Annotated in this window: 10 protein-coding genes; 6 read left to right on the top strand and 4 right to left on the bottom strand. The window is 73.9% G+C overall.

Going from position 1 to position 12,101, the window contains the following annotated elements; all coding sequences use genetic code 11:
• Positions 1-67: 67 nt before the first annotated feature.
• From AMY39116_RS0325880 to AMY39116_RS0325870, 3 genes are all read right to left on the bottom strand, one after another.
• Positions 68-1,267, bottom strand: a complete 1,200-nt coding sequence (locus tag AMY39116_RS0325880) for an ROK family protein (protein ID WP_020420519.1) — start codon at positions 1,265-1,267, stop codon at positions 68-70.
• Between the two features lie 48 nt (positions 1,268-1,315).
• Positions 1,316-2,494 carry a xylose isomerase gene (gene xylA / locus AMY39116_RS0325875; RefSeq protein WP_020420518.1) on the bottom strand — a complete coding sequence of 393 codons (1,179 nt, stop codon included), beginning with the start codon at positions 2,492-2,494 and terminating at the stop codon, positions 1,316-1,318.
• 107 nt (positions 2,495-2,601) lie between these two features.
• Positions 2,602-3,708, bottom strand: coding sequence for an ABC transporter ATP-binding protein (locus AMY39116_RS0325870; RefSeq protein ID WP_017987899.1), 1,107 nt, complete (start codon positions 3,706-3,708; stop codon positions 2,602-2,604).
• Positions 3,709-3,813: 105 nt separating this feature from the next.
• Here AMY39116_RS0325870 and AMY39116_RS0325865 point away from each other — a divergent pair, with 105 nt between their 5' ends.
• Positions 3,814-4,956 (top strand): ROK family transcriptional regulator, encoded by a 1,143-nt coding sequence (locus AMY39116_RS0325865; RefSeq protein ID WP_020420517.1) that lies wholly within the window; start codon positions 3,814-3,816, stop codon positions 4,954-4,956.
• 215 nt (positions 4,957-5,171) lie between these two features.
• Here the strand turns inward: AMY39116_RS0325865 and AMY39116_RS0325860 are convergent, their stop codons facing one another.
• Positions 5,172-5,879 carry a GntR family transcriptional regulator gene (locus tag AMY39116_RS0325860; RefSeq protein ID WP_027936229.1) on the bottom strand — a complete coding sequence of 236 codons (708 nt, stop codon included), beginning with the start codon at positions 5,877-5,879 and terminating at the stop codon, positions 5,172-5,174.
• Between the two features lie 93 nt (positions 5,880-5,972).
• On the opposite strand from AMY39116_RS0325860, the gene manD reads away from it, so the two are divergent.
• Genes manD through AMY39116_RS0325835 form a run of 5 tightly spaced genes read left to right on the top strand, consistent with a single transcriptional unit; the run spans position 5,973 to position 11,980 of the window.
• Positions 5,973-7,181, top strand: coding sequence for a D-mannonate dehydratase ManD (manD, locus tag AMY39116_RS0325855; protein ID WP_020420515.1), 1,209 nt, complete (start codon positions 5,973-5,975; stop codon positions 7,179-7,181).
• Entirely contained in the window at positions 7,178-8,578 is a 1,401-nt protein-coding gene (locus AMY39116_RS0325850) for a mannitol dehydrogenase family protein (RefSeq protein ID WP_020420514.1), read from the top strand. Before manD ends, AMY39116_RS0325850 begins: the two co-directional genes overlap by 4 nt.
• Positions 8,579-8,613: 35 nt before the next feature.
• Entirely contained in the window at positions 8,614-9,981 is a 1,368-nt protein-coding gene (locus AMY39116_RS0325845; protein WP_020420513.1) for an MFS transporter, read from the top strand.
• Positions 9,978-11,012, top strand: coding sequence for an L-idonate 5-dehydrogenase (locus tag AMY39116_RS0325840; RefSeq protein ID WP_027936228.1), 1,035 nt, complete (start codon positions 9,978-9,980; stop codon positions 11,010-11,012). Before AMY39116_RS0325845 ends, AMY39116_RS0325840 begins: the two co-directional genes overlap by 4 nt.
• On the top strand, positions 11,009-11,980 hold the full coding sequence (locus AMY39116_RS0325835) for a sugar kinase (protein ID WP_020420511.1): 972 nt from the start codon (positions 11,009-11,011) through the stop codon (positions 11,978-11,980). The genes AMY39116_RS0325840 and AMY39116_RS0325835 overlap by 4 nt, the downstream gene beginning before the upstream one ends.
• Positions 11,981-12,101 lie beyond the last annotated feature (121 nt).

The raw sequence follows: 12,101 nt of genomic DNA, 5'->3' as shown, positions 1-12,101 counted from the left end.
CTGGCAGGCGGCACCGGTCGCGGGTAAACCGGGTCCGGCCGGACGGTCGATCCGGGACCAGCGCCGGTCAGGGGAGCCAGCGTGCCGGGTCGGCGAGGACCCCGGCCAGTTCCCGGTACGCGGCGCCGGTCGCGCCTGGGGCGGGGATGTTCTTCGCCGCGTGGATCGCGGGCGGCGTCCACCGCGCGGACAGCACGCGTTCCCGCAGACGGCTCTCCAGCTCCGGCCGCAGCAGGTCCGCCACCTGCGCCAGGTGCCCGCCGAGCACCACCGTCGGGATGTCCAGCACGTTGATCACCCCGGCCAGCGCCACGCCGAGCGCCCGTGCGGCCGCGGTCACCGCCTCCCGTGCCCGCGCGTCGCCCGACGCGGCGAGCTCCGCCAGGTGCGCCGGGGTCGACGCGGGCGTCAGGCCGGCGGCGGCGAGCAGTGCGTCCCGGCCGGCGTAGGTCTCCAGGCAGCCCGTCGACCCGCACCGGCAGGCCGGGCCTGCCGGGTCGACGCACACGTGCCCGATCTCGCCCGCCCACCCGTGCCGCCCGGCCATCACCTCGCCGCCGACGACGGCCGCACCGCCGATGCCGATCTCGCCCGACAGGTACACGAAGTCCGGGAACGGCCCCGGCCGTCCTGGGGCGACCTCGGCGACCGTGCGGGCCGCGAGACTGGCCTCGTTGCCCACCCGCAACGGCAACCCGGCCACCGCGGCCGGGTCGAGCAGCTCCGCGGGCCGCACCCCGGACCAGCCGAGGTTCGGCGCGCGCAGCAGCGTGCCGGTGGCGGCCGCGACGATGCCGGGCAGCGCCAGGCCCGCCCCGACCAGCCGCAGGCCTTCGGGCAGACCCGCCAGCACCCGCGCGGACAACGCGCCCAGCCGGTCCAGCGTCGCCGCCGGATCGCTTTCCACCAGGTCGGCGTACTCCAGCGACTCGGCGACCACGCGGCCGCGCAGGTCGGCCACCCGCACGGCGAGGAACCCGGCGTTGACCTGCAGCCCGACCGCGGCCAGCCGGGACCCGGGCACCAGGGGAGTGGCCGGACGGCCGCGCCTGCCGCCGCCGTCCGGCTCGATCTCGCCGAGCACCCCGCCCGCGACCAGCTCGTCGGCCAGCCGCGTGGCGGTGGTGCGGGTCATCGAGGTCGCCGCCGCCACGTCCGCCCGCGACAACGGCCGGGCGGACGCGCACACGGTGCGCGCCACCAGCGCCAGGTTGCTTGCTCGGAGGCTGGACTGGCGGGCGCTCGTCTGCTGATCGAGGGCGGTCACGGCGGCGATCCTAACGACGCACTGATTTCGTCCAGCGGATGGACGAAATCAGCCGATCAGGTGCTCGAGCGCGAGCTGCTGCAGCTGGACGAACCCGTAGTCGCGCTGGGCGGCCTTCTCCGGGTCGAAGCCGTCGTCGGCGGCCAGGAAGTCCGCCACCGACTCGCCCGCGCCCAGCGTCGGCTCGGCCAGTTCGAGGATCCCCGCCCGGTCCCACGCCTCGCGGACGCGCGGGTCCTCGCGGAAGGCCTTCGCCTTCTCGGCCAGCATCAGGTAGGTCGACATGCACGCCCGCGCCGAGTCCCAGATGCCGTCCAGGTACTCGGTGCGCGAGGGCTTGTAGTCGAAGTGCCGCGGGCCGGTGTAGCGGGGCGCGTCCGGGGAGCCGGGGAAGCCGTTCTCCAGCAGGTCCACGGTGAAGAACGCGGAGATCAGGTCGCCGTGGCCGAACACCAGGTCCTGGTCGTACTTGAGGCCGCGCTGGCCGTTGAGGTCGATGTGGAACAGCTTGCCGCTCCACAGGGCCTGGCCCAGCGCGTGCGTGTAGTTGAGGTTGGCCATCTGCTCGTGGCCGGTCTCCGGGTTGAGGCCGACGATGTCGCCGTGCTCCAGCTGCGCGATCAGCGCCAGCGCGTGGCCCACGGTCGGCAGGAAGATGTCGCCGCGCGGCTCGTTCGGCTTGGGCTCCAGGCCGATCCGCAGGCCGTAACCCTGCGACTTGATGTAGCCGGCGACGGTGTCCAGGCCCTCCTTGTAGCGCTCGAACGCCGCGTAGAGGTCCTTCGAGCCGTCGTACTCGGAGCCTTCGCGGCCGCCCCACATGACGAACGTGCTCGCGCCCATCTCGGCGGCGATGTCGACGGCCTGCAGCACCTTGCGCAGCCCGAACCGGCGCACGCCGCGGTCGTTGGAGGTCAGGCCGCCGTCCTTGAACACCGGGTGGCTGAAGGTGTTGGTGGTGACCATCTCGATCACCAGGCCGGCCTTGTCGGCGGCGTCCTTGAGCCGCCCGGTGAGGCGCTGCTTCGTGGCGAGGTCGGCGTCGAAGGGGAAGACGTCGTTGTCGTGGAAGGTGATGCCCCAGGCGCCCAGCTCGGCGAGCTTGTCGGAGTACTCCCACGGGTCCAGCGCCGGGCGGCTCGGGCCGCCGAAGGGGTCCGTGCCGGTCCAGCCCACGGTCCACAGGCCGAACGAGAACTTGTCCTCAGGGGTCGGTTGGCGCACCATCGCAGCTCCTCCGGGTTTTGTTTTCCGGAGTAACTTATTCGCCGCCAGCGCGGGCAGTCAAGGGGCCGGTGGCGGATCCGCCACCGGCCCCTCGTGATGTCGTCGCCTCAGTCGGCGGAGGGCAGCCGCTCGCCCGTCTCCGGGTGGAAGGCGTGCACCTCCTCGGCATCGCCGACCGCGATCTGGACGGTCTCGCCCAGCTGCGGCGGGCGGCGGCCGTCGGCGCGGACCACGAACCGCTCCACGCGGTCGCCGATCTTCACGCCGCCGTGGATGTAGGCGTCCGCGCCCAGCTCCTCGACCAGTTCGACGGTCAGCTTCGCCGCCTGCTCGCCGGCGCCGGCCAGGCGCAGCGACTCCGGCCGCAGGCCCAGCGTCACCGACTCCACCCCGGCTGAGCGCGCCGCGGCGAGCGTCGCGCGGGGGAGCGGCACGGTCAGCCCGTCCAGCTGCGCGCCGTCCGGGGTCAGGGCGACCGTCTTGAGGTTCATCGCGGGCGAGCCGATGAAGCCGGCGACGAAGGCGTTGCGCGGGCGCTCGTACAGGTTGCGCGGGGTGTCGCACTGCTGGAGCTTGCCGTCCTTGAGCACCGCGACCCGGTGGCCCATCGTCATGGCCTCGACCTGGTCGTGCGTGACGTAGATGGTGGTGGTGCCCAGGCGCTTCTGCAACGCGGCGATGTTCGCGCGGGTCTCCACGCGCAGTTTCGCGTCCAGGTTGGACAGCGGCTCGTCCATCAGGAACACGGCGGGCTCGCGGACGATCGCGCGGCCCATGGCGACCCGCTGGCGCTGACCACCGGAAAGCGCTTTCGGCTTCCGGTCCAGGTACGGGGTCAGGTCGAGCAGGGCGGCGGCCTCGCGCACCCGCTCGGCGATCTTGGCCTTGGAGACCCGCTTGAGCTTGAGCGCGAAGCCCATGTTCTCGGCGACCGTCATGTGCGGGTAGAGCGCGTAGGACTGGAACACCATCGCGATGTCGCGGTCCTTCGGCGGGACGGCGGTGACGTCCTTGCCGTCGATGTGGATGGCGCCCTCGTCGACGTCCTCCAGGCCGGCGAGCATCCGCAGGGCCGTCGACTTGCCCGAGCCCGACGGGCCGACCAGAACCAGGAACTCGCCGTCGGCGATGTCGAGATCGAGGCTGTCCACGGCCCGGACCGGCGGGTTGCCGGGGTAGAGCCGCGACGCCTGCCGGTAGCTGACCTCAGCCATGGGGACCGCCCTTCGCGTCACGTCGTCGTACCCGGACTGTCTATCCGGACGGTCGCGGTGCTGGCCAGAGTTCGTCAATTCACTAAACTGACGAATGTGGAGGCGATGGGCGCGCAGGCGATGCGGCGGCACAACGTCGCGCTGGTCATGGAGCTGATCGCGCGGGACGCGCCGGTGTCGCGGGTCGAGCTGGCGCAGCGGACCGGGCTGACGAAGGCCACGGTGTCCAGCCTGGTGACGGAGCTGACCGGGGCCGAGCTGGTACGGGACCTGGGGCCGGAGCCGGGCCGCGCGCCGGGGCGTCCGGCGGGGCGGCTGGTCCTCGACCCGTACGGGCCGGTGGCGATGGGGCTGCAGTTCGGGTCCGGGCACATCGCCGGGGTGATCCTGGACCTGTCGGGGCGGCCGCTCGCGCGGGAGCTGCGGCGGTTCGATGTGGCCGGCGCCGGTGCCGCGGAGGGTGCGCGCGCGGCGCGGCCGGTGCTGCGGCGGCTGTTCGACGAGGCGACCACGGCCGGGCGGCTGGTCGCCGGGGTCGGGGTCGCGGTCGGCGGGCTGGTGTCGCGCGGGCTGGTGACGGCGTTGCCGCTGGGCTGGCGCGGGGTCGACGTGCGGGCGCTGGTGGCGGGGGAGTTGCGGGCGCTGGACCTGCACGGGTTGGACGTGCTGGTGGCCGGCGAGGTGGCGTGCGCGGCGCTGGCGGAGTACCAGGCCGGGGCGGCGCGGGACTGGTGGTACCTCGGCGGCGAGGAGGTGATCGGGCTCGCGCCGCTGAACCCGGCGGCCGAGCTGGCCGGCGACCTGGGGCACGTCCCGGTGCGACGCCGCGGTGAGGTGTGTGCCTGTGGCGGGCGGGGGTGCCTGGAGCTGTATGCCGGCCGAGCCGGGATGGCGGTGTCCGCGGGCGTGGCGGATGCGGGGGTGGCCCGGCTGCTGGGGGTGGAGGAGCCGCTGGTTTCGCGGGTCCGTTCGGGAGACGCCGCGGCGCTGCGTGCGGTGGACCGGGCAGCCGAGGCGATGGCCGACGCGCTCGTCGGGGTGCGCGCGCTGCTCGCCCCGGAGACGATCGTGCTGGGCGGCCGCCTCGCGGCCTTCGGGGAGCCCTTCCGGCAGCGCGTGGTGGAGCGGCTGGCGCCGGGGCTGACCCTGCGCCCGGCGAAGCTGGGCGCGGACGCGGCACTGCGCGGCGCGGCGGGGAGTGTGATCGCCCGGGTGGTGGCGGACCCGCTGAGCTGGATCGAGGGCTGACGGTCCCGGTCGCGCCGTGGGCGTGGGCTGGAAGCGGCGGGATGGCGATGCGGTGGCGAGCGCAGGCCGCGCCCTGGGTGGCAGACGCACGGTCCGCGGCGCAGCGGGCAGTCGCGCTCCGTGCCGGGCGATGGGTGGTGAACTCGCTCAGCTGAGTCGCTTACCGCCCACCGCGGGGCGGTTGGCACGCGGCCGGGAGCGGCCCGGCGCCCGGGCTACTCCCAGACCACCACGTTCCGGCGCACCGGCGTCGAGTTCGTGTTCGACGCGAACAGTTCCGGTTTGCGCGCCCGGATGCGTTCGATGTCCGCGAAGACCTCCCGCAGGTGTGTGCGCATCGTGGCGCGGGCCAGGGGCACGTCCCTCGCGATGACGGCCCGCAGGATCTCCTCGTGCTGCCCGGCGAACACCTCGGGCGTGTTCGCTTCGTAGAGACCCAGCCGGCGGGCCCGGTCGAGGTGTCCCTTCGCCGACACCACCGTCGGCCACGCCCGTTCGTGCCCGCTCAGCTCCAGCAGGCCACGGTGGAACTCCTCGTCCAGCGCGAAGAACTCCTCGAGGTCGATGTCCGCCTCCCGCTGCCGGGCCAGGTTCGCCTCCAGCGCGGCCACCACCCCGGCGTCGGGCGTCTCCGGCAGGTCCTCCAGGGCCGCCAGCTCGACCGCCTCCCGCAGGAACTGCGCGTCCGCCACCCGCCGCATGTCCACCCGCGACACGAACGACCCGACCTGCGGGAACACCTGGACCAGGCCCTCCTCCGCGAGCAGGATCAGGCTCTCCCGCACCGGCGTCCGGCTCACCCCCAGCACCGCCGCCAGCTCGTTCTCCGACAGCGCCGCGCCCGGCGCCAGCTCCAGCGTCAGCACCTTGCGCCGCAGCGTCTCGTACACGAGCCGGCGGTTCGTGCGCCCTCGTTCGGTCACCACGCCGACACTAGCCGACAACCCTGCCCAACTAGTTGACGCTCTGCGCGACAGCTGCTTGTATACAAGTACTGCCACACTGAAGGAGCGAACGTGAGCACGATCGAGCGGGCCGAGGTGTTCGTGGCCTCGCCGGGCCGCAACTTCGTCACCCTGCGCCTGACCACCTCCGACGGCGTGACCGGCCTGGGCGACGCGACCCTCAACGGCCGCGAGCTGGCCGTCGCGAGCTACCTGCGCGACCACGTCGCGCCGCTGCTCATCGGCCGCGACCCGGCGCGCATCGAGGACGTGTGGCAGTACCTCTACCGCGGCGCGTACTGGCGCCGCGGCCCGGTGACGATGACCGCGATCGCCGCCGTGGACACCGCGCTGTGGGACATCAAGGGCAAGGTCGCCGGCCTGCCGGTGTACCAGCTCCTCGGCGGCCGCTCCCGCGACGGCGTGCTCGTCTACTCCCACGCCAGCGGCTCGGACGTCGCCGAGCTGCTCGACGACGTCGCCCGCTTCCGCGACCAGGGCTACCAGGCGATCCGCGCCCAGGCGGCGGTGCCCGGCATCGGCGGCAGCTACGGCGTCCGCAAGGGCGTGGTCTACGAGCCCGCCGCGACCGCGCTGCCGGACGAGCAGCCCTGGTCCACCGAGGCCTACCTCGACTTCGCGCCCACGTACCTGGAGGCCGTCCGCGCGGAGTTCGGCTTCGGCTTCCACCTGCTGCACGACGTCCACCACCGTCTCACCCCGATCGAGGCGGCCCGGTTCGGCAAGCGCGTCGAGGACTGCCGCCTGTTCTGGATGGAGGACCCGACCCCGGCGGAGAACCAGGAGGCCTTCCGCCTGATCCGGCAGCACACCACCACCCCGGTCGCGGTCGGGGAGAACCTGACGTCCATCTGGGACGTCCAGCACCTGATCACCGAGCAGCTCATCGACTACGTGCGCACCACGGTCGTGCACGCCGGCGGGATCACGCACCTGCGCCGCATCTTCGACCTCGCCGCGCTCTACCAGGTCCGCACCGGCTCGCACGGCGCCACCGACCTGTCGCCGGTCACGCTCGCGGCCGCGGTGCACGTCGACATCGCGGTGCCGAACTTCGGCATCCAGGAGTACATGCCGCACGTGCCGGAGACCGGCGAGGTGTTCCACAGCGGGGTCACCTTCGCCGACGGCATGCTGCACCCGTCCGAGCAGCCCGGCCTCGGCGTCGAGTACGACGAGAAGGCCGCCGCGAAGTTCCCCTACCAGCCGCGTTACCTGCCGGTGGCGCGCCGCCTCGACGGCTCGGTGCACGACTGGTGACACTCAGCCTGTCCACACTGGACTCCCTGAAGCCGGAGCACCGGCCGGAAACCGACCCGCGCGACCTCGCCCCCAGGGTCGTCCACTTCGGACTGGGCGCGTTCCACCGGGCCCACCAGGCCGTCTACACCGAGGCCGCCGCGGCCGCGTCCGGGCAGCCGTGGGGGATCGCCGCGGTCAACCCGCGGTCGCCGGAGCCGGTCGAGCGCCTGCGCACCCAGGACTGCCTGTTCTCGGTCACCGACCGGCGCACGCGCGTGGTCGGCTCGGTCGTCGAGGCGCTCGGGATGGTGCCCGACGCCGGCCGGGTCGACGAGCTGCTCACCTCGCCGGAGGTGACCGTCGTGACCCTGACCGTCACCGAGAAGGGCTACTTCCGCGACCCGGCCACCGGGCGCCTGGACACCGCGAACCCGGAGATCGCCGCCGATCTCGCGGGCCGTCCGCCGCGCACCGTGATCGGCCGCCTGGCCACTTTGCTGGCCGCCCGCTTCCGCGCCAGCGGTGCCCCGATCAGCGTCGTGTCCTGCGACAACGCCGCAGGCAACGGCCGCGCGCTGGCCGACGTGATCACGAGTTTCGTCTCGGCAAGCGGCTGGCCCGACCGCGAGGCCGTCCAGGACTGGCTGCGCACCGTGGTCGCCTTCCCGGCCACGGTGGTCGACCGCATCGTCCCGGCCGTGACCGGCGCCACCACGGACGCGGCGGCGGCCGCCCTCGGCGTGCGCGACGAGATGGCGGTCGCGGCCGAGCCCTACCGCCAGTGGGTGCTGGAGGACTCCTTCGCCGCGCCGCGCCCGCCGTGGGAGGCCGACGGCGCCCTGTTCGTCGCCGATGTCGCGCCCCACCAGCTGATGAAGCTGCGGCTGCTCAACGGCTCCCACTCGGCGCTGGCCTACCTCGGTCTGGCGGCGGGCTGCCGGACGGTCGCCGACGTCCTCGCCACCGGGTGGGGTGAGAGGATGGTCCGCGGCTTCACGGCGGAGGTCGCGCCCACCCTGCCTGCCTCGGACCTGGACGTGCCCGCCTACGTCGACGCACTCGTCGAGCGGTTCGCCGATCCCGCGATCGGCCACCGGCTGCGGCAGATCGGTTCGGACGGCTCGCTGAAGATCGCCGAACGCTGGCTGCCCGTGCTGCGGGAGCGGGGCGGCGCGGGCCCGGTGCTGGCGCTGGCCCTGGCGGCGTGGGTGCACGCCACCCGGCAGCCGTTCGGCATCACCGATCCGTTGGCGGAGTCCCTCGCCGCGTGCTGGGACGGGGCGCCGGACACCGCGACCGTGGTCGCCCGGCTGCTCACCGCGATCGGCGGCGCCGACCTGGCGGGCGACCCGGCGCTGGTGGCCGCGATCGCGCGGCGCCTCCCCGCGGTCGAGGCCGGGCGGATCGACCCGTAGACCACCGCGAGACCCGTGAAGCAAAGGAGCGCACGATGACCGACAGCACCCAGACGGCGCCGGGAGCGGTGACCCGCACGACCCGGGACCTCAGCCGGGCCGCGATGTCCGGCTGGCTCGGCACCGCCATGGAGTTCATGGACTTCCAGCTGTACTCGCTGGCCGCCGCGATCGTGTTCAACAAGATCTTCTTCCCGAACGTCAGCCCGGCGATCGGGCTGATCGCGGCGATGGCGACCTACGGCGTCGGCTACGTCGCGCGCCTGGCCGGCGCGGTCTACTTCGGACGGATGGGCGACCGGATCGGACGCAAGAAGGTCCTGTTCGTCACGATAGCGCTGATGGGCGTTTCCACGACGCTGATCGGCGTGCTGCCCCCGTACTCGATGATCGGCATCGCCGCGCCGATCCTGCTCGTGGCGCTGCGGCTGGTCCAGGGCTTCGGCGCGGGCGCGGAGATCGCCGGGGCGACCGTGATGCTCGCCGAGTACGCGCCGGCCAGGCGCCGTGGCCTGATCGCGTCGCTGGTGTCGCTGGGCACCAACTCCGGCACGCTCGCCGCGTCCGGGCTGTGGGCCGTGCTGCTCGCGGTGCTCTCCGACGAGCAGCTGCTGAGCTGGGGCTGGCGGCTGCCGTTCCTGCTGAGCTTCGTGCTGCTCGTCCTCGGCGTGTGGATGCGGGCCAACCTCAAGGAGAGCCCGGTGTTCGAGGAGCGGCCGGACGTCGTCGACGGCGTCGCCCTGAGCCGCAAGGAGATCGAGGAAGCCGGCGAGAGCGCGATCGAGGCGGGCCTCAAGCAGCGCAAGGGCAAGTCGTTCCTGCTGGCGCTGGGCCTGCGGTTCGGGCAGGCCGGCAACTCCGGCCTGGTGCAGACGTTCCTCGTCGGCTACATCGCCACCGAGCTGGCCGTGAACAAGTCGGTGCCGACCGCGGCGATCGTCTACGGCTCGCTGCTCGGGTTCGTCACCATCCCCGTCGTCGGCCTGCTCGGCGACCGGTTCGGCCGCCGCCCGGTCTACCTGGGGCTGTCACTGCTGACCGTGGTTATCGCCGCGCCGATGATGCTGACGATCGCCAACGGGGGCACCGCGGCGCTGACCGTCGCGATGATCGTCGGCCTCAACGTCGGTGTGCTGGGCCTGTTCTCGCTGGAGAGCGTGACCATGGCCGAGCTGTTCGGCTCGCGCACCCGGTTCACCCAGCTGGCCGTCGCCAAGGAGATCGGCGGCATCCTCGCCACCGCGATCGGCCCGGTGCTGGCCGCGTCGCTGACCGCGCTGACCGGTCACTGGTGGCCCATCGCGGCGATGCTCGTCGCCTACTCGCTCATCACGTTCGTCTCGGCGTACCTCGCGCCGGAGACCCGCGGGCGTGACCTGGTCCGTCTGGAGGACGCCGCATGAGAGCAGCCGTCGTGCACGGCCCGGGGGACGTCCGGATCGACACCCGGCCGGACCCGGCGCCCGGCCCCGGCGAGGTGCTGATCGCGATGGAGTGGGGCGGCATCTGCGGCTCCGACGTCGCCTACTGGCGCCACGGCGCGTCCGGCACCGCCGTGCTGAAGCACCCGCTGGTGCTCGGGCACGAGGTCGCCGGGCGCGTCGCCGGGCTCGGTCCCGGCGTCACCGGTGTCGAACCGGGGCAGCCGGTGACCGTCCACCCGGCCGAGCCGGTCGGGGACACCACGCTGCCCGCCCGGATCGCCGGGCGCACCAACCTGCTGCCCCGCGTGCGGTACTTCGGCTCGGCGGCGTTCCACCCGCACACCGACGGCGGCTTCAGCGAGCTGCGGGTGGTGCGCGCGGACCAGCTGCGGCCGCTGCCGGCGGGCGTGAGCACGCGGCAGGGCGCGCTGGCCGAACCGCTGGCGGTGGCGCTGCACGCGGTCGGCCGCGCCGGGGACGTCACCGGGCGCACGGTGCTGGTCAACGGCGCTGGGCCGATCGGGTGCCTGGTCGCGGCGGCCGCGAAGCACCGCGGCGCCGCGACGGTGATCGCGGCGGACCTGTCGCCCTCGGCGCTGGTGATCGCGCGCCGGGTCGGGGCGGACGAGGTGGTCGACCTCGCCGCCGGGGACGCCCTGCCCGAGGACGTGGAGCTGGTCTTCGAAGCCTCCGGCGCACCCGGTGCGCTCGGTGGCGCGCTGCGGGCGACCGCGCGTGGCGGGACGCTCGTGCAGGTCGGGAACCTGCCGGGGGAGCCGGCCACCGCGGTGCTCGGCGACCTGGTCACGCGAGAGATCACCTGGATCGGCTCGTACCGGTTCGTCGACGAGATCACCGACGCGGTGCGCGCCCTCGGCGACGGGCTCGACGTGTCGCCGCTGATAACGCACACCTTCGACCTGGAGCGGGCGGGCGAGGCGCTGGCCGTCGCCGCGGACCGGTCGAGCGGCAGCAGCAAGGTGCTGCTGCGGCTGGGGGAGCGGCGATGAGCGTGGTGACCCTGGGCGAGACGATGGCGCTGCTGTCCACACCGGACTGGGGCCGGGTGACCGGCGGGTCCGCGTTGCCGGTGGGCATCGGGGGAGCGGAGTCCAATGTGGCCATCGGGCTGGCTCGGCTGGGTGTGCCGTCGGCGTGGATCAGCCGGGTCGGCGACGACGCGTTCGGCGCGCTGGTGACCCGCGAGATCCGCGCCGAGGGCGTGCGGGTGCTCGCCGGGCGCGATCCGGAGGCGCCGACCGGGCTGATGCTGAAGGAGATGCGCGGCGGGAAACCGTGGCGGGTGCGGTACTACCGGCGGGGCAGCGCCGCGTCCCGACTGTCCCCTTCGGACATCGACGCCGCTGCCGTGGCGGCCGCCGACGTGTTGCACGTGTCCGGGATCACCGCGGCGCTCGGCCCCGGTCCGCGGGAGACGCTGGACCACGTCATCGGGGTGGCGCGGGAGGCCGGGACGCTCGTGTCGTTCGACGTCAACTACCGCGCGACGCTGTGGCCGCCCGAGGAGGCCGGGCCGGTGCTGGCGCGGCTGGCGGCGGCCGCGGACCTCGTGTTCGCCGGCCCGGAGGAGGCGGCGCTGCTGCTCGGCCTGCCGGCGGGCGAGGTGTCGTTCGAACTGGGCGAGGAACTGGCGCGCGAGCTGGCGGGACGCGGCCCGGCGACGGCGGTGGTGAAGCTCGGCGCGCTGGGCGCGGTCGCGGTGGACGGGGACGCGGCGCACCGGGCGGAGGCGGTGCCGGTGACCGTCGTCGACCCGGTCGGCGCGGGTGACGCGTTCGTGGCGGGTTACCTGAGCGGACTGGTGGCCGGCGAGCCGGTGCCCGGGTGCCTGCGGCTGGGCAATGCGGCGGGGGCCGCGGTGTGCCGGGTGCCGGGGGACTGGGAGGGGCTGCCCACGCGCGAGGAGCTGCGCGCCGAGGAGCCCGCGGCCGAGGAGCCGGTCGAGGTGGTTCGGTGAGGGCTGTCTTGGTGCCGGGTGGTGCTGGGCGAGCCGGTGGGGTGGTTCGGTGACCTGCTGTCATGGCGCCGGTTGGCGTCGGTGGGGTGCTGGCGGGGCGAGGGTGGTCTGGTGAGGCTGC

The sequence above is a fragment of the Amycolatopsis sp. ATCC 39116 genome (genome assembly GCF_000231075.2).
Lineage (GTDB): Bacteria > Actinomycetota > Actinomycetes > Mycobacteriales > Pseudonocardiaceae > Amycolatopsis_E > Amycolatopsis_E tucumanensis.
The sequence above is the reverse complement of the archived record's forward strand: the minus strand, read 5'-3'. Positions and strand labels throughout refer to the sequence as shown.

Coding starts and splice junctions, on each gene's coding strand:
- AMY39116_RS0325835 (WP_020420511.1), top strand. CDS start 11,009: ATGAGCGTGGTGACCCTGGGCGAGACGATGGCGCTGCTGTCCACACCG.
- xylA (WP_020420518.1), bottom strand. CDS start 2,494: ATGGTGCGCCAACCGACCCCTGAGGACAAGTTCTCGTTCGGCCTGTGG.
- AMY39116_RS0325840 (WP_027936228.1), top strand. CDS start 9,978: ATGAGAGCAGCCGTCGTGCACGGCCCGGGGGACGTCCGGATCGACACC.
- AMY39116_RS0325865 (WP_020420517.1), top strand. CDS start 3,814: ATGGGCGCGCAGGCGATGCGGCGGCACAACGTCGCGCTGGTCATGGAG.
- AMY39116_RS0325845 (WP_020420513.1), top strand. CDS start 8,614: ATGACCGACAGCACCCAGACGGCGCCGGGAGCGGTGACCCGCACGACC.
- AMY39116_RS0325870 (WP_017987899.1), bottom strand. CDS start 3,708: ATGGCTGAGGTCAGCTACCGGCAGGCGTCGCGGCTCTACCCCGGCAAC.